Raw genomic sequence first — 24,586 nt, 5'->3', positions numbered from 1 at the left:
GTCACCAATCCGTCATGGAGCCGTCGCGGCGCCGGGCGACCGGGAGGTAGGCCTGCTCGTACGGATATTGCTCCGCGAGTTCCTCGTTCATGCTCACTCCGATGCCCGGAACGTCGCCGGGGGTGAGGTGCCCGTCCGAGAACGACCACTCGTGGGGGAAGACCTCGCTGACGAGCGGGTCGTAGCCCATGTACTCCTGGATTCCGAAGTTCGGCGTCGCAAGCCCGAGGTGCAGGCTCGCGCCCAGGGAGATCGGCGAGACGTCCGACGGGCCGTGCGGTCCGCCGCGAATCTGATACACCTCGGCGAGCGCGAAGATCTTGCGGACGTGGCTGATTCCGCCCGCGTGGACGATGGCCACCCGGATGAAGTCGATCAGCTGCTCGGTGATCAGGTGCTGGCAGTCCCAGATCGTGTTGAAGACCTCCCCGATCGCCAGGGGTGTGGTGGTGTGGTTGCGCACCAGACGCAGCGCGTCCTGGTTCTCGGCGGGCGTGACGTCCTCGAGCCAGAACAGGTCCACGTGTTCGACCGACTTCCCCAGCCGCGCAGCCTGCTGCGGGGTGAGCCGATGGTGGGCGTCGTGCAGCAATTTGAGGTCGGGGCCGACGTGTTCACGGACCGCTTCGAGGATCCGGGGTGCATGGTTGAGGTAGGCATCGGTGTCCCATACTTCCTCGACCGGGAGTGCGCCGCGGCTTGCGGGCTCGTATCCGGCGGCGCCCTGGTGCACGCCGTACACCGAATCCAGGCCGGGAACCCCGGACTGCACTCGAATCGCCTGGAAGCCCTTCGCGCGCTTGGCGTCGACGGAGTCGAGTAGCGCGGGCGCGTCCCACCCGGTCGCGTGGGTGTAGGAGAGCACCCGGTCGCGGACGGCGCCGCCGAGCAGCTGGTAGACGGGCTGGCCGAGGGTCTTGCCCTTGATGTCCCAGAGTGCGACGTCCACGGCTCCGATCGCGGCCATCGTGACGGGCCCGCGCCGCCAGTACACGCCGCGGTAGAGGTACTGCCAGGTGTCCTCGATCCGCGCCGGGTCGCGCCCGATCAGCAAGGGCGCGACATGGTCCCGGAGATACGACGCGACGGACAGTTCACGGCCGTTGAGCGTGGCGTCACCGTAGCCGACGACGCCGTCGGCCGTGGTGATCTTGAGGGTGACGAAGTTGCGGGTGGGGCTGCAGATCAGCACGTCCGCGGAGATGATCTTGTCGGTCATGCTCGTGATCCTTTCGAGCCGACGGCGGGTGCGACGACGTTGCGCAGTTGCTCACCGCGAGCGAGTCGAGTGATGTTGTCGGCGATGTCGTCGACGCGGCCGACGAAAGTCTGTTGTGAGACTCCGGAAGAATGCGGTGTCATCAGGATGTTGGGGAGTTCGGAGAACGGCAGAGCGCTGGGTGTCCCTCGACCGTCGGGTCCGGGATAGTCGTACCAGACGTCGATGGCCGCACCGGCGATGGTCGACGAGGACAGTGCGTCGAACAGGGCCTGCTCCTGGACGAGAGGTCCGCGGCCCACATTCACCAGCACACCGTCGCTACCGAGTGCGCGCAATTCGTCGGCGCCGATCATGCCCCGCGTACGGTCGTCGAGCGGTGCGGACACCACGACGACATCGGATTCGACGAGGAGACGCCCGAGTTGGGACACGTCGGCCGCCCAGTCCAGTCCCGCACTCGGCGCGTCGACGTTGCCACGACCGGTCACGGCCGCTCCTGTCGCGCCGAATGCTCGGAACAGATTCCACGTGGCGTGGCCGATGTGGCCGAACCCCACGAAGCCCACTCGCGCGCCCTGCAGCGAATTCGACTGCGTAAGACGGTCGTCGTAGACCGAGGTGGCCCAGACGCCCTGCCGGAGTGCCTTGTCCTGCGCGACGAAGCCGCGTCGAAGCATCACCGCGGCCGCCACGACGTATTCCGCGATCGACTTCTCGTGATGGAAGGTGTTCGCCACCAGCACGTCCTGCGCCAGGGCATCGAAGGTGATGTTGTCCGTGCCGGCACCGGCGACGTGGACGAGGCGCAGCCTCTCGGCAGCCGACGCCATGGACGGTGTGAACTTTCCCCCGACATAGACGTCGGCGTCGCGCAGATCCTCGATCAGGGCGGCCTCGTCGAAGCCGCCGTGCCAGGACAGCCGCGATTCGGACGGAACTGCGGCCTCGAGCCGGGATCGGTGCGGAATCAGGTTGCTGTCGGCAACAACGATTTTCATCTAGCGGCTCTCTTTTCCGGGGCGAAACACCCGATCGTGCGCCGGTCCGGCCGAAGCCCGGACGACCAGTTGAGTGGGGAGGTGGATTTCTCGGATATCGGAGTCCGGCTCGTTCGCGCGCTGGAACACCAGGTCCAGACTCAGCACTCCGGCTCGTGCCATCGGCACATTGATGCTCGTGAGCGCGGGGCTGGCGAGTTCGGCCAGCGGCGAGTCGTCGATGCCGACGACGCTCAGGTCCGCCGGCACCGAGAAGCCCATTGCGCGGACGCCGTTCATCACTCCGATGGCCATCGGATCGTTGTGTGTGATCACGGCGCTCGCGCCCGTCGCGATCACGCTCGCCGCTGCGGCATGACCGCCCGCGAGGGTTTCCTGCTGCCAGCCGAGTAGACTCAGCTGCACATCCCTGGCCTTGCAGAATTCCTCGACCGCGGCGACACGACGCTGGTTCGACCAGGACTGCGGCGAGCCCTGGACGTAGGCGAGGTGCTCGTGCCCGAGGGCGACGAGGTAGTCGATGGCCTGGCGAATTCCGTCTTCGGAATCCGCCACGATGCAATCGCATTCGGGTGACGAGCGGTTGACGAGCACCAGGGGGGTGTCGCCGGCGAGCTGCACGATGTCCGATGCGGGCAGCCGCGGAGCGCAGACCACGAGTGCGTCGACGCGACCCTGCAACTCGCCGAGAACCTCACGCTCACGGTCGGCGCTGCCGTCGGTGTCGGTGAGGAGCACCGTCTGGCGCCGGTGCCACCCCTGAGCCTGCGCCGCCTTCACGAAGCTCGCGAACACCGTGTGTCCGATGTCGGGCACCACGACCGCGACGGTGGTGGCGGTGGGGCGCACGACGTCGGTGCGGGTCGGTGACGCCGCCCGGTAGCCGATCTCGTCGGCGACCGCGATGATCCGCGCGAGCGTGTCCGGTCCGATCCGGTCCGGGGCACTGAACGCCCGTGACGCGGTGGACAGGGATACCCCTGCGCGTTGTGCGACCTCGGTCAAGGTGGGTGCCACGGTGCTACCGCCTCGCTGTTCGTTGTGACTGCCGACACACACTATCCACCGGCTTGCGCAAAGTTGTCAATAGTTGCGCAAGGCTTGCAGCAAACCTGCGCGTCGTGCGTGTTCACACGTCCAGGAGTGACAACTGCCGATCGGATTCGAACAACGCGGCCCGGTCGAACGTCGACGTCGAGGCCAGGAGTTCGTCCGCGCCGGTGCGCGCGGCGAGGGCCTCGACCGCGACCCTTACCTGCTCGACGGTGCCGTGGATCGACGACGCGATCGAGGCGTCGACCTGTTCGCGCAGCCGCGGCGTCCACGCCCGACCCCGGATGTCCGCGACCGATTCGAGCGGCGGGAACTCGCCGGTCCGGCTCGACTGCGCCAGCGCCCACGCCTCCGGAAGCAGCAGTTCACGGGCTCGATCTTCGTCCTCGGCGATCATGACCTCGAGCGAGACGATCACGTACGGGGACGGATTCCCGGCGGACGGGATGAAGCTGTCGCGGTACCGGTCGAGTTCCGGGACGCGGGCGCCCGGCGCTCCGAGGATCGGCCCACCGACCACCACCGGCAGACCCGCTTTCGCGGCGAAGTCGAGCCCGCGCCGGGTAGCGAGAACGAACATCGGCGGTGGACTCGTCACGTGAGGCCGGGCCGTCACGGCGCCCTTGCCCTCGAGGTAGCTCCGCACCTCGTCGAGGTCGCCGGCGAACGTGTCGGGGGCGTTGCGGTCGCGGCGCAGCGCCTCGCGTACCGGCTTCGTGAATCCCAGCGACCGTCCGACGCCCAGGTCGATCCGGCCCGGGTACATCGCCTCCAGCATCAGGAACTGCTCGGCCACCACGAGAGGCTGATGATTCGGCAGCATCACACCACCCGAGCCCAGCCGGATCCGGGCGGTGCGGGCGCCGAGGGCAGCGAGCAGCACCGGCGGCGACCCACTCGCGATGCCCGGCACGGCGTGATGCTCGGCCACCCAGAACCGATGGAACCCCAGATGCTCGGCATGCACCGCACGCTCGATCGTCCCGGTCAGCGCGGCAGAGTCGGGCGCACCCCGGCGCGTGCGGGACCGGTCCAGAATCGACAGCTTCACCCCCGGGGCAACGGTCCGCCGGCCGACGGTATTTCCTCACCCCGCACTCGGTGGACGAGTGTGCCCGCTTCGCTGACATACTGACCGCCGCAGGATCCACGATCGCCGGGAGGTCAATGGTGAGCAGCACAGGGACTATGTCGTACTCGCTGGACGTCACGTCGCGGTCCGCAGCGCAGATGCGGGAGTGTGCAGAGTTCTTCAGTGAGCCCGAGCTGGCCCACCTGCCCACGGCCCGCCTCGCGGACGCACTGGAGTCGCTGGCGGAGACGGGCCGCTACGAGCACACCGTGGAGGAACTGGAAGTCGGCTCGCAGCTGGCCTGGCGCAACCACGCCCGGTGCGTCGGTCGCAAGCACTGGCGCACGCTGAAGCTGATCGACGCCCGGCACGTCACCACCGCGGACGAGATTGCGGAGGCGTGCTGGGAGCACCTGCGGGTCGCGACGAACGGCGGCGCGCTGCGCTCGGTCATCACGGTCGGTCCGCTGCCGCTTTCCGACGGTCGCGAGTACAAGATCGTCAGCCCGCAACTGATCCGGTACGCGGGCTACCGCCACGCGGACGGGACGGTGACCGGGGACCCCGCGCAGGTCGGCATCACCGAGGCGGTGACGAAGATGGGGTGGCGGGGCGCAGGCACGCCGTTCGACGTGCTGCCGCTGCTGGTCAGCACCCCCGACGAGACGCTGCGCTGGTACGAGATTCCATCCGAGCTGGTGCTCGAGGTCCAGATCGAGCACCCCGACTACGCCTGGTTCGCCGATCTCGGTCTCAAATGGCATGCCGTTCCCGCCGTGTCGAACATGAGTTTCTCGGTCGGCGGGCTGACCTACCCGCTCGCCCCGTTCAGCGGGTGGTACGTGAGCACCGAGGTCGGGGCCCGCAACCTCAGCGACCAGGATCGGTACGACATGCTGCCCGCCATCGCCGAACGGCTGTGCCTGGACACGACGTCGGAGCGGACGCTGTGGCGCGACCGCGCACTGGTCGAACTGAACCGCGCCGTGATCCACAGTTACCGGCAGGCCGGTGTGCACATGGTCGATCATCACACCGTCGCCAAGCAGTTCATCAGCCACGTCGAACGAGAAGAGTCACTCGGCCGGAAGTGCCCCACCGACTGGTCGTGGATCAACCCGCCGATGTCGGCGGCGCTGACGCCCACCTTCCACCGGCTCTACGACGCACCCGACATGGACATCCGCCCTAACTTTCTCCCGGCCGCCACTGCATCAGGATGTCCAATCGGCGGCGGGAGCCTGTAGGACGTCGGCTATCAACTCCCGCAACCAATCGACGCCCGGCGACGGGAGAGCCCGCCGCACGGTAAAGAGCGACACCTCGACGTTCGGTATCTCGACAGGTAGCGCGAACGTGCGGACGGGCGAGGACCGGGTGAACAGTTCCGCGACCCGGCTCGGCACCACGGCGAGGTGCCGGGTCTGCGCCACCAGTTCCGGCAGCACCGCGAAGTGCGGTACCCGCACGGCGATGTCACGGCGACGCCCCATCCTCGCGAGGGCTTGATCAGCGTCCACGTGCCCGGCGGCGGCGTCGACGACGATGTGCCGTTCGGCAAGGAAATCGTCCAGTCCGGGTTCGACTCCGATCCGCGGATGCCCGAGTGCGCACAGTCCGAGATAGCCTTCCCGAAACAGGGGGTCGCGGCGCAGATCCGGCGCGTCGATGCGCGGGGTGCAGATGACGGCGTCAGCACGACCCTGACGCAATTCCTCTGCAGCACTGGCAAAATCGAGCGGCGTTACTTGCACGGCGCAGCCGGGAGCGCGGGTTTCCAGCGCCGCGAGCACTCCGGGGAGCAGTGAAATCTCCCCAAGATCGGTGGCGCAGATCCGAAAGGTTCGGTCCGACGTCTCGGCGTCGAATTGACCGACACCGGAGACGGTCTCGTCGATGACCTCCAGCGCCTGATGCAATTGCGGGTACATACTCGCCGCCAGAACCGTGGGCGCCAAGCCGTCCGACGACCGGATGAAGAGGTCGTCGTTGAACTGCCGCCGCAGTCGGCGGAGCGAATGGCTCACCGACGGCTGCGTGATGAACAGCAGCTCCGCCGTACGGGTGACGCTCCGCGTTTCATACAGCAGCACGAAGGTCCTGATGAGGTTGAGGTCCACGTCGGCCATACCGATAATATAGATCCTGTCTATGTGCTGATCGACAGTATTCATTGGACCTATAGGACGCGGCTCCCTACCGTGGTTCACGTCACACCGCGAGGACCATGCGAAGAAATGGAGAACACCTGATGGCCGACGTCAGCGAAGCGACCTATGACCTACTGCGGGCGCATGGCCTGACCACGATCTTCGGCAACCCCGGATCGAACGAGCTCCCCTTCCTCGCCGGGATGCCCGACGACTTCCGCTACATCCTGGGTCTGCACGAAGGCGCCGTCCTGGCCATGGCCGACGGGTACGCCCAGGCCCGCGGCGGCGCGGCCTTCGTCAATCTGCACGCCGCCGCGGGCACCGGCAACGCGATGGGCGCGCTCACGAACTCGGTCTACTCCCACAGCCCGTTGATCATCACCGCCGGGCAACAAGTCCGCTCGACCATCGGCCAGGAGGTGATGCTCGCCAACGTGGACGCGCAGTCGCTGCCGAAACCCCTGGTCAAGTGGTCCTGCGAGCCGGCGTGCGCGCAGGACGTGCCGCGGTCGATCAGCCAGGCCATCCACATCGCGAACCTGCCCGCGAAGGGTCCGGTCTATGTGTCGGTGCCGTACGACGACTGGGCGCAGGAAGCACCCGCCGAGACAAAGCACCTCCTCACCCGCGCCACAACCACTGCCGGTTCCCTCAGTGCGGATCAACTCGCCACCCTCGTCGACGCCCTCGACCGCGCCGAGAACCCGGTCCTCGTACTCGGACCGGAAGTCGATGCCGAGTACGCCAATGACGACGCGGTCCGTCTCGCGGACGCACTCGGCGCCCCCGTCTGGATCGCGCCGTCCCCGTCACGATGCCCGTTCCCCACCCGCCACCGCAGCTTCCGCGGGGTCCTGCCAGCCGCCGTCCAGGGCATCACCGACGCACTGGTCGGGCACGACCTGATCCTCGTCGCGGGAGCACCCGTGTTCCGGTACCACCAGTTCGTCCCCGGCGAGTACCTGCCCGACGGCGCCCGGCTCATCCACCTCACCAGCGATCCCGGCGAGGCCGCCCGCGCCCCGATGGGTGACGCACTGGTCGGCGGTGTGCGGGATGCGTTGTCCCGCCTCGCCGACAGCGTGACGCCGGGCCGCCGCCCGGTCCTGCCGCCGCTGCCCGACATCCCACAGGCCAGGACGTCGTCCGAGCGCGTGCATCCGGAGGAGCTGTTCGAACTGTTGCGCGGCACTGCGCCGGACGACGCCGTGTACGTCAAGGAGTCGACGTCCACCACCGGCGCGTTCTGGTCGCAGGTCGACGTCTCCCGCCAAGGCAGCTACTTCTTCCCCGCATCGGGCGGGCTTGGATTCGGACTGCCCGCCGCAGTCGGTGCCCAGCTGGCGAATCCGGACCGTCAGGTGATCGGCCTGATCGGAGACGGCTCGGCCAACTACGGCATCACCGCCCTGTGGACGGCCGCGCAGTACGACATTCCGGTGATCATCGTCATCCTCAAGAACGGGACCTACGGCGCACTGCGCTGGTTCTCGACGGTGCTGGGGTCCGGCGAGACCCCCGGCATGGACGTTCCCGGGATCGACTTCACCGCCATCGCTGCGGGGTACGGCGTGACGGCCACCGCGGTACGGACCGGCGACGACTTCGTCCGCGCCTTCAAGACCGCCCTCGGCAGCGGAAAGCCTGCCGTGATCGAGGTCGAGACCGACCTCACCGAGCCGTGATAGCCCCACTCGTTCCCACGGCAGCAACGCTGCCCCGCATCGGGAGTATGCCCTTGTCTCAGAACCCGCTGTCCCAGAACCCGCTGTCCCAGAACACAGTTACCTCGATCATCTCCAACGCCCGACTGCGGCCGTTCCATTATGGTGTCGTAGCCCTGTGCTCACTGCTGATGATCATCGACGGATACGACATGGTCTCGTACGGCACCGTGATCGTCCATCTGATGGACGAGTGGAACATGGACCCGGTCACCGCCGGCACCCTCGGATCCGCGGCGCTCGTCGGCATGCTGATCGGCGGACTGTTCGTCGCCCCGCTCGCCGATCGGTACGGCCGCCGTCCGCTCATGCTCATCTGCGTGACGGTGGCGAGCGTGGCGTCGTTCAGCTGCGCCTTCGCCGGCGCCCCGGCGCAACTCGGCATTCTCCGCCTCGTCGTCGGTGTGTCGCTCGGCGCGCTCGTACCCAACTTCACGGCACTGATCGCCGAGCTCGCCCCACGCACGTCGAAGGCACTGCTCGTCACGTTCGTGTCGTCGTTCTACTCCGTCGGTGGCATCGCCGCCGCGGTCTTCGCAATCAACGTGGAGCCGCTCTGGACGTGGCGCGGTGTGTTCTACGTCGCCGGTCTGCCGCTCCTGTTGTTACCCGTTCTGCTGAGGTACCTGCCGGAGTCGCCGGAGTTCCTCGCCATCAACGGTCGTCAGGACAAGCTGGAGGCTGTGCTGTCCAAGGTCGACCCGGGTCGCGACCTGAGCGACGTCGTGGCCACGCCACGTCCGGAAGCTCGGAAGGCGCCCGTCGCGCAGCTCTTTACCAACGGAAACGCCCTGAACAGCTTCCTGATTTGGGTCTTCTTCGCGATGTGCATGTTGTTGAGTTACGGGCTCAACACGTGGCTACCGAAACTGATGCAGACCGCCGGCTACGCTTTGAGTTCCGCGCTGTGGACCCTGGTGGTGCTGAATCTCGGGGGCATCGCCGGCGCGATCTTCGGCGGCTGGCTGGCCGACCGCTGGTCCTACCGCAACACCCTGATCACGTATTTCTCCCTGGCATCCCTGTCGCTGGTGGGACTGTCCTTCGACCCGGCCGCCGCACTGCTCAACGTGCTGCTGTTCGTCGCCGGTGCGGCGACCATCGGCGCGCTCGCCATCATCCACGCGTTCGCCGTCGAGTTCTACCCGACCGAGGTACGGTCGACGGGCGTCGGGTGGGCTGCGGGCATGGGACGGATCGGTGCGATCGGTGGCCCCACCCTCGGCGGCGCGCTCCTCGCTCTTCATCTACCGTTCCAGCAGAACTTTCTCGCCGTCGCCGTCCCGGGAGTCGTCGGCGCGGTCGCGGTGGCAATCGTCGCCAAGCGGAAGTTCCGCTCGCCCCGCACCGAATCCGCGGCACCGTCACCCGCACTCGCGTCCTGACCGACCTCACCGAAAGAAGGATCGACCATGAGCCTGCTCGACATCGACTGGGAGAAGAAGGTCTTCACCGGCAGCTGGACCGCCGCCGAAGGCGCGTTCTCCGAGGTCGTGGAGCCCGCGACGGGCAGCACCCTCGGTCACGTCGGCACCGCGACCGCCGCCGACGTCGCCGCGGCCTGCACCAAGGCCGCCGAGGTCCAGCGCCGCTGGGAGAAAATGCCTTTCGAGGATCGGGCCGCGATCCTGCGCCGCGCCGGTCGGCTCTTCGAGGAGCACGCCTCCGAGATCGAGACGTGGATCGTCCGGGAGGCCGGATCGATTCGCGCGAAAGCGAGCCTCGAGACGCACGTCGCAGCGCAGGAATGCTACGAGGCGTCGGCGTTGCCTTCGCATCCCAAGGGTGAGGTGTTCCCGTCCGCCGACGGACGTCTGAGTTTCAGCCGTCGGATCGCGGCGGGTGTCGTCGGCGTGATCGCTCCGTTCAACTTCCCCCTGATCCTCTCGATCCGCGCAGTGGCACCCGCACTGGCACTGGGCAACTCGGTGGTTCTGAAACCCGACACCCGGACCGCGGTGTGCGGCGGTGTGGTGCTGGCGGCCGTGTTCGCGGCCGCCGGGGTACCGGACGGCGTCTTCCAGATGCTGCCCGGCGGCGCCGATGCCGGTGCCGCCCTCGTCACCGACCGGCACACCCGCGTCATCGCGTTCACCGGCTCCACGTCGGCGGGACGGAAGGTCGGCCAGACCGCGGCGGCGCACCTCACGCGGGCACACCTCGAACTCGGCGGCAACAACGCCCTCATCGTCCTTCCCGACGCCGACGTCACCAAGGCTGCGTCGGCCGGAGCCTGGGGCGCATACCTCCACCAGGGCCAGATCTGCATGGCCGCAGGCAGGCACCTGGTCCACGAATCGGTTGCCGACGAATACGTGGCGGTGCTCGCCGAGAAGGCGCGAGCGCTCCCCGTCGGCGACCCGTACACCAGTGAGGTGGCACTCGGCCCCATCATCGACGCGGTGCAGCGCGACAGCATCCACCGACTCGTGACCGAGAGCGTCTCGGCCGGAGTGACCCTCGTCGAGGGCGGCACCCACGACGGGCTGTTCTACCGCCCGACCGTCCTCGACCACGTGCAGCGCGACACCCCCGCGTTCTGCCAGGAAGTGTTCGGCCCCGTCGCTCCCGTGCTGCGCTACTCGACGATCGACGAGGCCGTCGAGATCGCGCGCGACACCGAGTACGGATTGTCGCTGAGCGTCCTCGGCTCGGATGCGATGGCGGCCTGGGAAGTTGCGCGGCAGATTCCCACCGGGCTCGTGCACATCAACGACCAGACCGTCGGCGACCACGCCCACATCCCGTTCGGCGGAATGGGATCCTCCGGAAACGGCGGACGAGTCGGCGGCGCCGCAGCGAACCTCGAGGCGTTCACCGAACTCCAGTGGGCCACCATCCAGGGGCCGATTCAGCAGTACCCGTTCTGATCGGACAGGCTGACACCCTGCCCTACTCAGCCGCGGTAGGGCGGGGCCACGCCCCAACCCCAGTGCGGGACGGGTGCGTGCTCGATCACCTCGGCACCGGGGCTCGAGTTCTGCAGCGCGAGTCTGGTCCCCCACTCGACGTATGCCATGAATGCGGAACGGAATTCGGGATCCGACGGGAGGCCGGCGTCGTCGGCGGCGAGGCTCATCGTCGACGCGAAGCGGTGCCGCTGCTCCGGGCTGATGGCGAGGCCGATGTGGTGGCGCAACATTCGTTCGTAACCGCCCAGCTGTTCGCTGTAGCCCGGCGGGCCGCCGAACACCTCGCACCACCAGAGAGTCACGTTGCGCCGATGCTCCTCGTGCACGCCGCCGGGGAACATCGGCGACAGCAGTTCGTCGCCCTCCACCCGGTCGTAGAAGGCGTCCATCAGCCGCCGGAACGACGGCTCACCGCCCGCCCACTCGTACAGGGACGGTGTTTCCTGATCACTCATGGGAGCTCCCGATCTCCGTCGTCTGTCCATTACAATACACACCAGTATTGGATTGAAAAGAGGATCGAGCATGAGTGTGGCCGGGCGCAGTCGCGACACCGATATCGACACCCGGGTTCTGAAAGTGGCGGGCAGGCAGTTGTCCTGCGCCGGCTACGACGCGATGTCGCTCGCCGCGATCGCCGCGGAGGCAGGCACCACCCGGCAGGCGCTGTACCGGCGGTGGGCGTCGAAGTCGGAGCTCGCCGCGGCAGTCGTGGCGCAGTTGGCCGACGAACAGTCGGGGAGGGCGTCGGCCGATCCGTTCGGGGATCTGGTCCGCGAGCTGACCGACTTCCGGCGCGGGGTGTCGCGGAGCGGCCGGTTGTCGCTCGTCGGCACGATGCTGCAGGACACGATGGACGCCGACGTCCGCGCGCAGTACCGCGCCCGGGTGGTGGCGCCGCGCCGCCGCCGCATCCGCGCCATCCTGGACCGCGCCGCCGAACTGGAGCTGATCGACGCGGACGCCGATCTCGACGTCGCCGTCACCATGACCACCGGCAGTTGGTACGGCCGGGCGCTGGCCGGTGATCGCCCACCCGCCGACTGGCCTGCCCGGACCGCGACACTGATCTGGCGGGCCGTCGGCGGGGTGCCGCCGACCTGACGCGGCTGCTACGCCGTCGACGCGCTCGTCGACCGCCGGTCTCCCATGTTCCGTGACATCAGGACGCCGATGAGGAGGAGAACGCCCGCGACGGCGATGAACCAGCCCGTGCGGTGCAGTCCGTCGTCGCCGATGACGTGACCGGCGGTGGTCTGCAGCACGACGGCCGACAGGTTCGCTCCGATGTACTGCACGGTGCGGTACATCCCGATCGCCGTGCCGACTTCCTCGACGGACGTGACCGAGCTGATCAGATTCTGATTACCGATATTGTTGAATCCATTGGGAATCCCCAGCACCGCGGCCACCAGGAGTAGCACGACGATCGGGGCCGTACTGCTCTCCACCGACGCCAGGAGCAGTCCTCCCACCAGGAGCGCACACGTTCCGACCGTGAGCGTTCGGCGCACCCCGTGTCGCCGATACGTACGTGACGCGAACAGCGTGGAGCCGATGCCGACGACGGCGACGGGCAGCATCGTCAGACCGGCTTCGGTGGCGCTCATTCCGCGGGAATACTGCAGCCACTGCGGGATTCCGAAGAAGATGCAGTAGAACGCCGTGTACGTGAGGAGGGTGCGGGAGAGTGTGGCGCTGAGCGCACGGTTCCGGGCCAGGGCCCGAACGTCGATGAACGGTTCGTCCGCACGACGTTCCCAGTGGACGAACAGGGCGAACACCAGCGCCCACACCGGGATCAGCCACCAGACGGGATCGGTGGTGAGCGACAGCAGGAACAGCATCGTCGACGAGACGAGCCCGAGGAACAGCAGGACCCCGGCCACGTCGAGCGCGTGCAGCAGTTGCCGACCGCTGACCGAGATGCCGCCGACGAAGCCGACCTTCGCGAATTTCGTGACCGCCACCGCGCTGAACGCGACGATCGGCAGGTTGATCCACATGATCGACTGCCAGCCGAACGCCCCGACGAGCAGTCCGCCGAGCGTCGGGCCCAGTGCCACGACAGCCTGGCTGCAGATCGCGAGGGTCGTGATCGCGGTGCGCGGCTGCGCGCCGTGTCGGTCCGCGTACCCGCGAATCATCGTCATCGCATTGGGATACTGTGTGGCGGTTCCGATTCCGACGAGGATGCGGGAGAAAATGAGCCAGCCGACGCTGGGGGCGAGCAGACCGGCGATCGAGCCCAGCGCCACCAGGGCGAGGCCCCCGAGGTAGACCTTCCGGGCTCCGAGCAGCGCGCCGAGCTTGCCTGCCATCGGAGCGGTGACGGCCGTGGCGATGTAGAGCCCCGAGATCACCCATGCGATCCCGGACGAGGAGCCGAACTGGGCGGCGATGCCGACGATCGCCACCGCGATCATCGACGAGTTCAGCGGTTGAAGGATGCTCCCGGTGGCGACGGAGCCGCTGACCCGGAACGGTACGGACGGGGACTTCTGCGCGAGGCCGGTATCGGCGACGGTCGCGCTCACGAGTTCATCAGTGACTCCTGCGGCGCCGGCTCGGGAGTTCCGGCGAGCCGACGAAGTAGCCGTCCGGCGATGAAGAGGAGGTCACGTTCGGCGTCGGTGCATTCGGCGGCCAGCGCGGCCGTCAGCCACTCGCTACGCCGCGACCGGTCGTCGACGAGCGTCTGCAATCCCAGCGCGGTGACCGCGACGATGCTCGCGCGCGCATCGTGGGGGTCCACGGTCCGGGAGACCATTCCGGACTCCTCGAGGATCGAGACGGTCCGCGCGATGGACTGCGGCGCGACCTGCTCGAGATCGGCGAGAGCGCGTGCGCTCATCGGACCTTCCCGGTCGAGGTGCGCGAGGGCTTGGAGTTGCGAGGGGGTGAGCAGGTGCCCGGAGCGCTGGGTTCGGATACGTCGGTTGAACAGAACGACGTCCTCGCGGAACTGATCGACCATCTGGTCCATGGCGGCCTCCCTCTCACAGTCAGATTCATTAGCCAGTCTAGCTGTTCTATTTACAGCCTTCAATAGATCGATTAACGCTGTAAACAGACGATTCAGTCACAATTTTTCATCAGCACTGCTGTCTAATGCCTTGAGGGGAGACCCCGCGACCTCGAATTTCTGCAGGTGGGGCGGGCGCAGCGAGCGTCTCACAGGAAAGTCCGAGGCGATCGCTGGCAGTATGAGGACGGCGAGCGCTGATCCAGATCCGAAAGAAGGTGGTCGTGACTCTTCGCACACGGACAGCCGGCATTGTCGCGGTGGTGGCCCTGACGTTCCTGGCCACGGCGTGCACCATCGGAGACACCGGCACGTCGGAACCCCCGACAACGTCACAGTCCGCGCCCGCCTCGATTGTCGTCCCCGCTGCCGACGGGGCGCCGATCAATCCGACCACCCCGATCGTGGTCACCGCGACAGGCGGCAAGCTGACCGCCGTGACCGTCACGAATCGCGCGGAGCAGAACACCCCGGTCGCCGGAAATCTCACGCCCGACGGCACGAACTGGACGAGCAGCCAACCACTCGGCTACGGCTCCACGTACACAGTCGTCGCGGACGCGGTCAACCCCGACGGCGCCCCGATCGAACAGACCTTCACCGTCACGACGTTGACGCCCGGCACCACCGCGTACGCGAACGTCGTCCCGGCACCCGAGGTCGTCGCCGACACCGGCATCGGCGTCGGCCAGCCGATGGTCTTCCAGTTCACCGCACCGGTCGTGAACAAGGCCGAGGTGCAGCAGCGACTGCACGTGACGACGACACCGCCGCAACCCGGCGCCTGGTATTGGACCGACGACCAGAACGCGCACTATCGAGCGGCGGGATACTGGGCGCCCGGCACCAAGATCCACATCGAGGCCGACGTGTACGGCGTCGATCTGGGCGACGGGGCCTTCGGCGCCGAGAACAACTCCGCCGACTACACCGTGCACGACTCGTGGGTGGCCAAGGCGGACGGCGCGAGCAAAATGCTCACCGTCTTCCACAACGGCGTCCAGGAGAACGCGATGCCGATGAGTCTCGGCACCCCCGACCACCCCTCGCACGAGGGTCCGCACGTGATCTCCGACAAGCAGCAGAGCATCATCATGGACTCCTGCACGTACGGGGTGTGCGCCGGCGATCCCGACTACTACCGCGAAAAGGTCGATCTCAACCTGCGGATCTCCAACGACGGCGAGTTCGTCCATTCGGCGCCGTGGTCGGTGGGTGATCAGGGCAGCAGCAACGTCTCCCACGGCTGCGTCAACCTGGCACCCGCCAACGCCCAGTGGATGTTCGACCATTTCGGTATCGGCGACGTCGTCGAGATCACCAACTCGGGCGGGCCGCTCCTGCCCGTGTGGGACACGTACGGTGACTGGGAGGTCCCGTGGGATCAGTGGCAGGCAGGTAACGCAACGGGATAGGAGGTGCTCGTGAGTTCACCATCCGCGGAATGTGTCGCACAGTTGAAGGCGGTTCTCCCGCACCGGGTTCATCTGCCGGACACCGACGACTACCGCACCGCGCTGGGCAGAGTGTTCTTTCCCGATGCCGCGAGACGCCGTCCGTCCTGCGTCGTCGAACCGGCGTCCGTGGAGGAGGTCTCCACCGTCATGAGGGTCGCGCACCGGACGGGCGGCACCGTCACCGTCCGCGGCGGCGGGCTGAGTTCCAACTGCGTCGCCGACGATGCCGTCATGCTCGACCTGTCGGCGCACCTGAACACGGCCCGACCCGAGGACGACCGGGTGGTCGTCGCCGGCGGCGCCACCGTGGGAACCATGCTGGACGCCCTCGCACCCACCGGCCGGGTGGTGCCGGTGGGGATCGTGGGCCACGCCGGATTCGGACTCGTCACCCGCGGCGGCGTCGGATACCTCACGCGCAGTCTGGGATTGACGATCGATCAGCTCGTCGAGGCCGAACTGGTGCTTCCGTCCGGTGAGGTCGTCCACCTGTCCGATGCCAGCACCGGCGACGAGGCGGACCTGTGGTGGGCGGTCCGGGGTTGTGCACCGTGCTTCGGCGTCGTGACGTCGGCAGTGCTGCGCACACACCCGGTGGGTCCGGTGTGGGTCGACCGGATGGTGCTCGGACTCGAAGCGCTCGCCACCTACTTCCTTGTCGCACCGACGCTTCCGCGGGACACGACGATGGGCGCGGTACTCGGTTACAGCGCACTGTCTCCCGACGAGCCCGTCCTCTTCGTGTACACCGCGTGCGCGAGCGGGGACGAGTCCGACATCGACCGCGCCCGATCCGCCGCCACCACGGTCGCCGACGTGTCGGGCAAGGTGCTGTACCGATCCGAGATGTCCGGTACGTACCTCACCGGGTTACCCGAATTCGCGCCACCCGGCCCCGACGGCGAAGAACCGGAACCGATCCGGCTGCCCGAACCGGGCGAGCGCCGTGGGTCGTTCTTCGGGAAGGCCGTCTTCACCGGACCGACCCTCGACTCCGAACTCGCGGAGGCTCTGGCCACCCAGATCCGTGGGGCGCCGACACGGGAATGTCGTATCGACTTCCAGCACACCGGCGGTGCCCTCGCCGACGTCGGTGACGGCGACACCGCGTTCTGGGGCCGAAGCGGCGAGTGGAACATCCCGCTCAACGCCGTCTGGTCCGACCCCTACGACGGAGCCGCCTGCCTGTCGTGGGCGGGCGGCACCCTCGACGCGCTCGCACCCCACACGATCGGCATCTACAGCGTCGAAGTCCGGCCCGGCTTCCCCGAGACCGGCGCCGAGATCGACGCAGCCTACGGTGGAAACCTTCGCCGACTGCGCCAACTGCGGCAGAGGCACGATCCGATGGGGGTGCTGACGCACTATCCGCTCTAGCCGTGCTCACTACTCGGCCAAATCATGCTACTTTTCGAATGGTACGACCGAAAGGGTAGCTGTGGACGCCGTAGTGTTGCGAGAGTTCGGGGAGCCGGACGTCTTGAAAGTGGAGTCGGTCCCCGATCCCGTCGCGAGCGCCGGCTGGGTCACCGTCCGACTGAAGGCCGCCGCGCTCAACTGGCACGACGTGCTCGTCCGCCAGGGCAAGTACTCGTCGCCACTGCCACACGTCCCCGGCGCCGACGGCGCGGGTACTCGCGCGGACACGGGCGAGGCGGTCCTTGTCCTGCCGTCGTTGTGGTGGGGTGACCGAGAGGCCGCCCCGGGGCCACGGTGGGAAATTCTCGGAGACCACCACCGCGGCACCTACGCCGAGTTGGTACGGGTTCCCGAGGATTGCATAGCCCCGAAGCCCCGCGGCCTCACTTGGGAGCAGGCCGCCGCGCTGCCACTCGTCGGACTCACGACCTACCGCGCCTTGTTCACGCGCGGCCGCCTCCGCGCCGGCGAGAACCTCCTCGTCCTCGGCGCGGGCGGCGGCGTCGCGACGATGGCAGTGATGCTGGCCTCCGCGGTGGGCGCGAACGTCACCGTCACGTCGTCGTCGATCTCCAAGATCGCACAGGCGCAGGAACTGGGTGCGGCGAACGGCGTGCTGTACGACGACCCCGGCTGGCCGGAAGCCTCGCGCCGGCTCTCTTCCGACGGGCGGGGATTCGACCTCGTCCTGGATTCGGTGGGAACCTGGTCGCAGTCCATCGCGGCCCTGTGTCCGGGCGGCCGTGTGGTCGTGCTCGGTGCGTCGCGGAGCGAACTCGCCACCCTCGACGTTCGCCAGTTCTACTTCGGCCAGTACGAGCTGATCGGGACCACGATGGGTAGCCCGGGGGACTTCGCGGGCCTACTGACACTGTTGGACACCGAAACCGTCCCGCCCGTACCCATCAGTGCGGTGTTCCCGCTCGCGGAGGCAGCGGCCGCGCACCAATACCTCGAACAGGGCAGCGGGTTCGGCAAGGTCGTCCTGTCGCACGGCTGACACGTGTCCCACTACCGAACGGGAACGATCGTTATCATTATTTCGCCCAGCCCTTGCCACCGTCGGGGTTAGAAGTTTATGGTCAGTCCATTCGCATGAGAGGAGATCAGCGTGTCGATCAGAGTGGGATTGTCGGTCACGGACGCACTCCTCGTCCCGAAACCCGCGGATCGGCGGCTTCTGCTCGATTCCGCGGCAGAGGCGGGGCTCGATCACATCACCGTCGGTGACCACATCAGCTTTCACGGCGGGACCGGGTTCGACGGCATGGTCTCGGCCACATCCGTCCTGTCCAGCCACGACACCCTGTCGGTGGTCATCGGCGTCTACCTACTCGGCCTGCGCCATCCGATGCTCGCTGCCCGCCAGATCGCGACGCTCTCGCAGTTCGCTCCCGGCCGACTGGTCCTCGGTGCCGGGGTGGGTGGAGAGGACCGCTCCGAGATCTCGAACAGCGGGGTCGACCCCAGCACCCGCGGCCGTCGCCTCGACGAGACCCTCGAGGTGCTGCGCGCCGTCCTCACCGGCGAAGAGGTGACCCATCACGGTGAGTTCTTCACCCTCGACCGGGCACGTATCCTGCCGGCGCCGCAGCCGGCGGTGCCGATCCTCATCGGCGGCCGCGGCGAATCCGCCATTCGCCGCACCGCCCGCTACGGCGACGGCTGGCTCGGAATCTTCTGCACACCGCGACGTTTCGCCGAGACTCGCACCGCGATCCTCGAGGCCGCCGCGCGGGAAAATCGTGCACCCGACTCGTTCGGCGTCAACGTATGGTGCGGGCTCGACAAGGATTCCACTGTCGCGGACCGACTCGTCGGCGAGAAGATGCAGGCGCTGTATCAATTGCCGCGCGACAAATTCCGCCATCTGGCACCCGCCGGAACACCCGAGCAGGTGGCCGAGTGGCTGAACTCGTTCGTCGAGGCAGGCGCCGACAACATCACCCTGGTGCCGGCCACCACGTCGATGGAGTCGGCCATCGAGCATGCGGCGTCCGTCCGTGCGCTGCTACTCGAGCATCACCGCTGACCGGTGATGTCCACCTCCGACGAGCGCGCCGGCCGTAAGCACCTGCCGCTCAGCGTGTTTGACGAGCTGCTCGACGACGCGGCGGTGGCCGTCGACTGCCTGTCCGCGATCGTCCGGGTCTGTGCGGAGGCCACCGGCAAAGCAGTCACCCTGTTCGACCGCCAGGGGAACGTCGTCGCGTCCACCCGGCCCGATGCCGGCAGGCAGACCACGTTCCCACCACTGCGCGACATCGTGCGCGGGCACACGACGACCCCGACCAGCGCGGACCCCGTGCTGTTGCCAGCCGAACTCGGCACCGGGTTGTCGCGGCGCAAGATCCTCAGCGCGATCGTCGAACGCGGCGAACACCTCGGATGGCTCGTCGTCGACGAACAACCCACGCCGTTCCACGCCACGGACGAGTACGTGGCCCTGCGCTGCGCCCGCCGCATCGGAGCGCAGTTCCTCACCCAGCGTCGCATCACCCGGGTCGCCTGGAATGCACGGTCCGCCCTGGCCCGCCAACTCGTTCGCGGCTCCGGCGCCTGGGCCGATCTCGCGGCCGGTGCCGAATACCTCGGCGTGAACGTCCACGCCCGCCGCGCCCTGGTGTACATCCGCGAATCCGAGGGAGCACCCGCGGATCTCGACCGCTCCCTCGCCGAGCACACCGAGCGGGCTCTTGGTCTGGAGGTGCTGTCGACTCGCGGTTCCGAGGGAATCCTCCTGCTCATCGAGGCACCCGATCACGTCGCATCCCCGACCGTCGTCCGGCGCATCACCGCGAACCTCGAGACGGCGGCCACCGAACTGAGCCCCACCGGCGGACTGATCGCCGGAGTGTCGTCGGTGTACGAATCCGATTCGTTCGCCCGTGCCTACCGGGAGGCACGGGAAGTCGTGCGCTGCATAGACCGTTTCACCCACGGAACGGGGCATCGCGTGCTCGCCGTCGACGATCTGGGACCGGCCCGCCTCTTCCTGGCGAACGGTGAGGTCTCGGCCATCCGGCACTTCATCGACGACATGCTCGGCCCCCTCCTGGACGACGCAGCTGCGTCGACCGAACTGATTCGCACACTGGCCGTCTGGTTCGAGCAGAACCGCGGCATGCGCCGCACCGCCACCCGGCTGGGCGTGCACGAGAACACGGTGCGCCTCCGGTTGTCGCGAGTGCACACTCTCACCGGCCTCGACGTCACCGGCGAGGCGTCCCATCAACTGAGCATCCACACCGCGCTTCTCGTCCTCCGACTTCGCGACCATCCGGCCTTCCACATCGAAAGCCGCTGTGCCGAAGCAGAGGACGACGACCTCGAGCGCGCCGACACATTGCCCGACGAACGGAGATCCGCATGACCGACCCGCGCCGCCGCAAGGCACTGGTGACCGGTGCCGCACGTGAGGGCGGTATCGGCAAGGCCATCGTCACCCGGCTGGAAGCCGACGGGATGGAGGTGGTCACGCTCGACCGCGCGCCCGGATGCACGTACCAGGCCGACATGTCCACCGACGAACTGCCGCCCCTCGACGACATCGACGTCTACGTGGCCAATGCGGGTCTGACGACGATGTTCGGTGCCGCACACAGTCTGTCGATCGACAAGTGGCGGAAGGATCTCGATGTCAACCTCACCGGGACCTTCCGAGTGCTTCAGCAGTGCCTGCCGGGGATGCGCGGACGGCAGTATGGCCGCGTGGTCGTGATCTCCAGTACCGCAGGCACGCAGGGCATGCCGGCCCAGGTGTCCTACAGCACCACGAAGGCGGGCCTGCTCGGTCTGGTGAAGACCGTTGCGGCCGAGAACGTCGCCCTCGGCATCACCGCCAACGCCGTCCTGCCCGGGATGACAGCCAGTTCCGGCATCCTGTCGATGCCACAGGACATCCAGGACGCGTGGCTCGCGTCGATGCCCAACGGATTCGTCGACCCGGCCGACATTGCGGATGCCGTCGCGTTCTTCGCCTCCCCCACCGCTCGCAGCGTCACCGGCCAGTTCCTCACCGTCGACGCGGGCGACGGTCTCAACACCCGCACGGTCACCTCCTCGATGGCGCAGCACCGATAGCGTTCGCGCGCGCTCAGTTCACCAGCACGCCGCCGTCGACGGGCAAGCTCACCCCGGTCAGATACGCGGACGCGTCGCTCGCCAGGAACACCACCACCGCGGCGATGTCCGCGGGATCACCGATGCGTCCGAGGGGTATCCGCGCGTCGATGATCTTGCGCTTGTAGTTCTCGGTGTAGTGCGCGGTCGCCTCGGACGGAAAGACACCCGGCAGAATGGCATTCACCCAGATTCCGCTCGGTCCGAGTTGCGCGGCGAGGTCGCGGGTCAGCCCGAGGACGGCGGCCTTGCTCGCGCTGTACGCGGCGGCGGGCATCTTCGCAGTCGTGAGCGCCATGACGCTGGAGACGTTCACGATCGAACTGCCGCGGCCCATCACCCGCGCGCATGCCTGAATCATCCAGTAGGAGCCGTGCACGTTCACGTCGACGACGGACCGGAAGTGGTCGGGTGGATCCTCCGTCACGTGGTGGTACTCACCGCCAGTGCCTGCGTTGTTGACGAGGACGTCCACCCGCCCGAACGCCTCGACGGCGGCTTCGACGAGGCGATCACACTGGTCCACCTGCGTCACGTCGGTCTCCACCGCCACCACGCGGGGGTTGTACTTCCGCACCTGCTCCGCGGTCGCGGCCAGTTTGTCGCCACGCCGGGCCCCGAGGACGACGTCGGCACCCGCTCGAGCCAGCGCGAGCGCGTATGCCACGCCGAGACCGGACGACGCCCCGGTCACCACCGCGACCTTGCCGTGCAACGAGAACCGCTCCAGCCCAGCATCGTTCCGGGACCGATATCCGCTGATCGATGTCATAGGCAAGCTCTATCACGCACCGGAGATCACCCGAAGCAACCACCGAGGGGCCACTGTGGATTTCTTCAGCGACGGTCGTGCGCGTGTTTGCGGTACCGGCCGACCGGCCCGATCGTGGAGACGTGACGGAATTCGACGTGAACACGCTGACCACACGCGCGACGGCGGCCGCGGGTCGCCGATGGCCGGGAGCCGTGGTGTCCGCGCCGTCGGCGCTGCCGGGTGGGGTGTCGAGCCTGACCTACCGGGCCACCCTCACGCGGCCGGAGCGGCCAGACACAGCGGTCGTCCTCAAGATGGCACCGCCCGGCCTCGAGCCGGTCCGCAACCGCGACGTGCTCCGGCAGGCGCGGATCATCGGACTTCTCGGCGCTGCCTCCGGCGTCCGCGTCCCCACGATCCTCTTCGAGGAGAACGGGACACCCGAACGCCCACCCCTCTTCGCGATGTCCCTCGTCGACGGGCAGTCCTACGAACCGCTGCTCGACGTCGTCGACTCACCGCCCGAACCCGACACCGTCGCCTCCCGCGCCCGCGCGGCCGCCGGGATGCTCGCCCGGATGCAGAACCTCGACCCCGTCGCGCTGGGTGTCGGGAACGAGCCGGTCGTCCCGGTCCCGGAGGAACTCGCCCGCTGGGCGCGTCTACTCGACACCGTCGACGACGACATCGTGCCTCGCCACGCCGAATTGCATGCAGCGCTGGCGGACCGGATCCCGGCACCGGTCGCCCCCACTCTGCTGCACGGCGACTACCGGCTTGCGAACATGCTGTTCGCCGGCGAAGACCTCGCCGCGATCATCGACTGGGAGATCTGGTCGGTCGGCGATCCCCGCACCGATCTGGCGTGGTTGCTGATGCACACCGACCCGGTGCACCGGTTCCGGCGGTCCCGTCCGGCCGCCGATGTCGCGGCCGGCGCCGGGATGCCGTCCCCCGGCGAACTCCTGGCCGCCTACCGCGCCGAGCGTGACATTCCGGTTGCCGACCTGGACTGGTTCCTGGCCTACTGCCACTACAAGACGGTGTCGACGATGTCGGTGTTCGTCAAGCGCAACCGGAGGCGGTCCGACCCGGACCCCGCCCTGGTCGTCGCCGCGGAAAGCCTCGCCGAGGTCGTCGAACGAGGGCTGGCCGTCCTCGGCGCCCCGGCGGTTCGCTGAGTCTGTGTCGTCAGGCCGGCGGCACCACCTCGACGACGACCTTGCCGAGCGCGGCCCGGTCGTCCAGCGCGCACAGTGCGGCCGCCGCCTGTTCGAGCGGGAACGTCGCGCCGACATACGGTCGTATCCGCCCGTCGGCGGCCAGTGATTCGACGGCGTCCCGGACCATCCGTAATGTCCCGGGATACTCGGTTTCCATGTTGTCCATGGTGATTCCCGTGACGGTGAGGTTGCGGTGGAGCAGTCGGTTGACCTTGACGGTGGGGATAGAGCCACCGGTGAATCCGACGACGACGAGCCTGCCGCCCTGGCGCAGGGCGCGGAGCGAGTCGGTGAACCGGTCGCCGCCCACCGGATCGATCACCACGTGCACACCGCGCCCGTCGGTGAGACCGCGCACCTCGTCGAGCCACGGCCCGTCCGACCGCACCACCGCATGCGCTCCACACTGGCGCGCGACCCCTTCCTTCCGGTCGCTGGAGACCACGGCGATCGCCTTCACCCCGAACGTCACTGCGAGATCGAGGGCCGCGGTGCCCACCCCTCCCGCGGCGCCGTGGACGAGTACGTATTCGACCGGCTGAACCTGCGCCCGGTGGAGTGCGTACCAGGCCGTCGAGTAATTCATGTAGAGCGCCGCACCTTCGACGAACGACATCGACGCCGGAATCTTCACCGTGTACTCGGGCAGTGCCAGCGCACGGTCGGCGAGGGCACCGTGCCAGACGATTCCCCCGACCCGGTCGCCCGGTCGGAAGTCCGCCCCTTCCGGCGCCTCGACGACGACACCTGCGTACTCGCTGCCACACACGTACGGAGTCGGCACACCGTTCTGGTACTTACCCCAGCTCTGCAACGGGTCGATGAACGACAACCCGGCGGCGTGCACGTCGACGAGCAGTCGCTGTCCCTCCGCCCGGGGGTGGGACCCGTGCGGTTCTGGTATCTCCACCAGCGTCGCGGCCTGCGGACCGGTGAGCTCTTCGACGACGACAGCACGCATGGACGTCTCTCCTTCTGCTTCAGTGGAAGTAGGCCACGACCGCGTCCGCGACGCAGGCTGCCTTGTCGTGACCCTCGATCTGGAAGGTCTGCCGGATCGTGAACCGGTATCCGCCCTCGATCGGCCGCGCGTCGAGCAGTCGCGCCGTCATGCGGATCCGGGAACCGACCCGGGCGGGGCCCAGGAAGCGCACCGTGTCGAACCCGTAGTTGAGCCCCAGCGAGTGCCCGGTCATCTCGAAGATCTCGTAGAGGAACTTCGGCCCGAGGGACAGCGTGAACAACCCGTGGGCGATCGTGCCGCCGAATCCGGCCTCCCGGCCTCGCTCGGGGTCGAGGTGGATGCGCTCGAAGTCGTCGGTATCCCGAGCGAATGCCGTGATGCGGTCCTGCGTCACGTCGTACCACTCCGTCGCGCCCAGGTCGGCGCCGACCCTCGCGACCAACTCGTCGATCCCGTTCAGCTTCAGCATGACCGCATGCAACCACGGC

23 protein-coding genes are annotated in these 24,586 nt (G+C 67.9%); 12 read left to right on the top strand and 11 right to left on the bottom strand.

The features are described 5' to 3' along the window. Position 1: 1 nt before the first annotated feature. The 4 genes from manD to HGB39_RS08855 all read right to left on the bottom strand — a co-directional run bounded on the left by manD (position 2) and on the right by HGB39_RS08855 (position 4,324). The gene (manD, locus tag HGB39_RS08870; RefSeq protein ID WP_005572981.1) at positions 2–1,219 is read right to left on the bottom strand and encodes a D-mannonate dehydratase ManD; all 1,218 of its coding nucleotides are present in this window, start codon (positions 1,217–1,219) and stop codon (positions 2–4) included. Further along, positions 1,216–2,220, bottom strand: a complete 1,005-nt coding sequence (locus HGB39_RS08865; RefSeq protein ID WP_005572983.1) for a 2-hydroxyacid dehydrogenase — start codon at positions 2,218–2,220, stop codon at positions 1,216–1,218. Before HGB39_RS08865 ends, manD begins: the two co-directional genes overlap by 4 nt. Further along, the gene (locus tag HGB39_RS08860) at positions 2,221–3,237 is read right to left on the bottom strand and encodes a LacI family DNA-binding transcriptional regulator (protein ID WP_005250920.1); all 1,017 of its coding nucleotides are present in this window, start codon (positions 3,235–3,237) and stop codon (positions 2,221–2,223) included. 112 nt (positions 3,238–3,349) lie between these two features. Beyond that, positions 3,350–4,324 carry an LLM class flavin-dependent oxidoreductase gene (locus HGB39_RS08855; RefSeq protein WP_005572985.1) on the bottom strand — a complete coding sequence of 325 codons (975 nt, stop codon included), beginning with the start codon at positions 4,322–4,324 and terminating at the stop codon, positions 3,350–3,352. A 137-nt stretch (positions 4,325–4,461) separates the two neighbouring features. Here HGB39_RS08855 and HGB39_RS08850 point away from each other — a divergent pair, with 137 nt between their 5' ends. Then, positions 4,462–5,592, top strand: coding sequence for a nitric oxide synthase oxygenase (locus tag HGB39_RS08850; protein WP_005572987.1), 1,131 nt, complete (start codon positions 4,462–4,464; stop codon positions 5,590–5,592). Here the strand turns inward: HGB39_RS08850 and HGB39_RS08845 are convergent. After that, positions 5,560–6,519: a LysR family transcriptional regulator gene (locus tag HGB39_RS08845; RefSeq protein WP_231137705.1), complete on the bottom strand. Its 960-nt coding sequence runs from the start codon at positions 6,517–6,519 to the stop codon at positions 5,560–5,562. The two genes, HGB39_RS08850 and HGB39_RS08845, sit on opposite strands and share 33 nt — an antisense overlap. Before the next feature lie 77 nt (positions 6,520–6,596). Here HGB39_RS08845 and mdlC point away from each other — a divergent pair, with 77 nt between their 5' ends. Genes mdlC through HGB39_RS08830 form a run of 3 tightly spaced genes read left to right on the top strand, consistent with a single transcriptional unit; the run spans position 6,597 to position 11,092 of the window. Beyond that, positions 6,597–8,183: a benzoylformate decarboxylase gene (gene mdlC / locus HGB39_RS08840; RefSeq protein ID WP_005572989.1), complete on the top strand. Its 1,587-nt coding sequence runs from the start codon at positions 6,597–6,599 to the stop codon at positions 8,181–8,183. A gap of 47 nt (positions 8,184–8,230) precedes the next feature. Further along, complete coding sequence (locus HGB39_RS08835) at positions 8,231–9,607, top strand: MFS transporter (protein ID WP_005572990.1); 1,377 nt, start codon at positions 8,231–8,233, stop codon at positions 9,605–9,607. Positions 9,608–9,634: 27 nt separating this feature from the next. Continuing rightward, positions 9,635–11,092 (top strand): aldehyde dehydrogenase family protein, encoded by a 1,458-nt coding sequence (locus HGB39_RS08830; RefSeq protein WP_005572991.1) that lies wholly within the window; start codon positions 9,635–9,637, stop codon positions 11,090–11,092. Between the two features lie 26 nt (positions 11,093–11,118). Here HGB39_RS08830 and HGB39_RS08825 read toward each other — a convergent pair whose 3' ends face one another. Continuing rightward, positions 11,119–11,589, bottom strand: a complete 471-nt coding sequence (locus HGB39_RS08825) for a group II truncated hemoglobin (protein ID WP_005572992.1) — start codon at positions 11,587–11,589, stop codon at positions 11,119–11,121. A gap of 70 nt (positions 11,590–11,659) precedes the next feature. Here HGB39_RS08825 and HGB39_RS08820 point away from each other — a divergent pair, with 70 nt between their 5' ends. Further along, positions 11,660–12,238: a TetR/AcrR family transcriptional regulator gene (locus HGB39_RS08820; protein WP_005572993.1), complete on the top strand. Its 579-nt coding sequence runs from the start codon at positions 11,660–11,662 to the stop codon at positions 12,236–12,238. 8 nt (positions 12,239–12,246) lie between these two features. Here HGB39_RS08820 and HGB39_RS08815 read toward each other — a convergent pair whose 3' ends face one another. Together HGB39_RS08815 and HGB39_RS08810 are read right to left on the bottom strand one after the other, a co-directional pair. Beyond that, a complete protein-coding gene (locus HGB39_RS08815; RefSeq protein ID WP_054245984.1) occupies positions 12,247–13,671 on the bottom strand; it encodes an MFS transporter in 1,425 nt (474 codons plus the stop codon). Next, the gene (locus tag HGB39_RS08810) at positions 13,668–14,120 is read right to left on the bottom strand and encodes a MarR family winged helix-turn-helix transcriptional regulator (protein ID WP_005572995.1); all 453 of its coding nucleotides are present in this window, start codon (positions 14,118–14,120) and stop codon (positions 13,668–13,670) included. Before HGB39_RS08810 ends, HGB39_RS08815 begins: the two co-directional genes overlap by 4 nt. A gap of 257 nt (positions 14,121–14,377) precedes the next feature. Between HGB39_RS08810 and HGB39_RS08805 the strand changes: the two genes are divergently transcribed. From HGB39_RS08805 to HGB39_RS08780, 6 genes are all read left to right on the top strand, one after another. Further along, the gene (locus tag HGB39_RS08805) at positions 14,378–15,574 is read left to right on the top strand and encodes a L,D-transpeptidase (protein WP_005572997.1); all 1,197 of its coding nucleotides are present in this window, start codon (positions 14,378–14,380) and stop codon (positions 15,572–15,574) included. Between the two features lie 9 nt (positions 15,575–15,583). Further along, positions 15,584–16,993 carry an FAD-binding oxidoreductase gene (locus tag HGB39_RS08800; RefSeq protein ID WP_043793403.1) on the top strand — a complete coding sequence of 470 codons (1,410 nt, stop codon included), beginning with the start codon at positions 15,584–15,586 and terminating at the stop codon, positions 16,991–16,993. A gap of 61 nt (positions 16,994–17,054) precedes the next feature. After that, positions 17,055–18,035 carry a quinone oxidoreductase family protein gene (locus HGB39_RS08795; protein ID WP_064080327.1) on the top strand — a complete coding sequence of 327 codons (981 nt, stop codon included), beginning with the start codon at positions 17,055–17,057 and terminating at the stop codon, positions 18,033–18,035. 111 nt (positions 18,036–18,146) lie between these two features. Next, on the top strand, positions 18,147–19,067 hold the full coding sequence (locus tag HGB39_RS08790) for an LLM class flavin-dependent oxidoreductase (protein ID WP_043791111.1): 921 nt from the start codon (positions 18,147–18,149) through the stop codon (positions 19,065–19,067). A 6-nt stretch (positions 19,068–19,073) separates the two neighbouring features. Beyond that, the gene (locus tag HGB39_RS08785) at positions 19,074–20,408 is read left to right on the top strand and encodes a PucR family transcriptional regulator (RefSeq protein ID WP_005569373.1); all 1,335 of its coding nucleotides are present in this window, start codon (positions 19,074–19,076) and stop codon (positions 20,406–20,408) included. Then, positions 20,405–21,118, top strand: coding sequence for an SDR family NAD(P)-dependent oxidoreductase (locus tag HGB39_RS08780; protein ID WP_005569371.1), 714 nt, complete (start codon positions 20,405–20,407; stop codon positions 21,116–21,118). Before HGB39_RS08785 ends, HGB39_RS08780 begins: the two co-directional genes overlap by 4 nt. A 13-nt stretch (positions 21,119–21,131) precedes the next feature. On the opposite strand, the gene HGB39_RS08775 is transcribed toward HGB39_RS08780, so the two are convergent. Continuing rightward, the gene (locus HGB39_RS08775; RefSeq protein WP_005569370.1) at positions 21,132–21,929 is read right to left on the bottom strand and encodes an SDR family NAD(P)-dependent oxidoreductase; all 798 of its coding nucleotides are present in this window, start codon (positions 21,927–21,929) and stop codon (positions 21,132–21,134) included. A gap of 122 nt (positions 21,930–22,051) precedes the next feature. Between HGB39_RS08775 and HGB39_RS08770 the strand changes: the two genes are divergently transcribed. Next, positions 22,052–23,092 carry a phosphotransferase family protein gene (locus HGB39_RS08770; protein WP_005569368.1) on the top strand — a complete coding sequence of 347 codons (1,041 nt, stop codon included), beginning with the start codon at positions 22,052–22,054 and terminating at the stop codon, positions 23,090–23,092. 10 nt (positions 23,093–23,102) lie between these two features. On the opposite strand, the gene HGB39_RS08765 is transcribed toward HGB39_RS08770, so the two are convergent. Both HGB39_RS08765 and HGB39_RS08760 read right to left on the bottom strand, forming a co-directional pair. Further along, entirely contained in the window at positions 23,103–24,095 is a 993-nt protein-coding gene (locus HGB39_RS08765) for an NADPH:quinone oxidoreductase family protein (protein ID WP_064080328.1), read from the bottom strand. A gap of 19 nt (positions 24,096–24,114) precedes the next feature. Beyond that, entirely contained in the window at positions 24,115–24,567 is a 453-nt protein-coding gene (locus HGB39_RS08760; protein WP_043791109.1) for a MaoC family dehydratase, read from the bottom strand. Between the last annotated feature and the right edge of the window lie 19 nt (positions 24,568–24,586).

Origin of the sequence: Rhodococcus opacus (assembly GCF_012396235.1) — a bacterium.
GTDB lineage: Bacteria > Actinomycetota > Actinomycetes > Mycobacteriales > Mycobacteriaceae > Rhodococcus_F > Rhodococcus_F opacus.
The sequence above is the reverse complement of the archived record's forward strand: the minus strand, read 5'-3'. Positions and strand labels throughout refer to the sequence as shown.